Source organism: Algibacillus agarilyticus, from assembly GCF_003286125.1.
In the GTDB taxonomy this organism is placed as follows: domain Bacteria; phylum Pseudomonadota; class Gammaproteobacteria; order Enterobacterales; family Alteromonadaceae; genus Algibacillus; species Algibacillus agarilyticus.
Genome location: NZ_QMED01000082.1, coordinates 1 through 557, shown reverse-complemented (window position 1 = coordinate 557; position 557 = coordinate 1). Strand labels below are relative to the sequence as shown.

Here is a 557-nt window from a genome sequence, read left to right as displayed (position 1 = left end):
TCACACTGACCGTTTGTGTCAAGCTTTCACCTGAATCCGCATCCGTCACCGTGTAGGTGAAAGAATCTGAGCCCGTGTAGTTACTGTTTGGCGTGTAGCTGAACGTACCATCGGTATTAACCGTCACCGTGCCATGACTTGGATCGCTTGCTTTAGCAAAGCTTAATGTACCACCCGAAGTCGTACTGTCATTACCGGCCACTGAGCCGTTTAATACCGTATCTTCGGTTGCATTGAAGCTATCATCCGCAGCGGTTAAATCCGTTACGGCGGCGACTGTCACACTCACGGTTTGCGTCAAGCTTTCGCCTGAACCCGCATCGGTTACGGTATACGTAAAGCTGTCATTGCCGGTGTAGTTACTGTTTGGCGTGTAGCTGAACGTACCGTCGGTATTAACCGTCACAGTGCCATGACTTGGTTCGCTTGCTTTCACAAAGCTTAATGTGCCACCTGAGGTGGTGCTGTCATTACCGGCAACACTGCCGTTTAACACCGTATCTTCGGTTGCATTGAAGCTATCATCCGCAGCGGTTAAATCCGTTACAGCCCCTACT

The 557-nt window shown here is 50.3% G+C and carries 1 protein-coding gene; it reads right to left on the bottom strand.

All coding sequences use genetic code 11. The features are described from left to right. A partial coding sequence (locus DPX34_RS21650) for a cadherin-like domain-containing protein (protein ID WP_157964823.1) occupies positions 1–557 on the bottom strand: 557 nt, incomplete at both ends.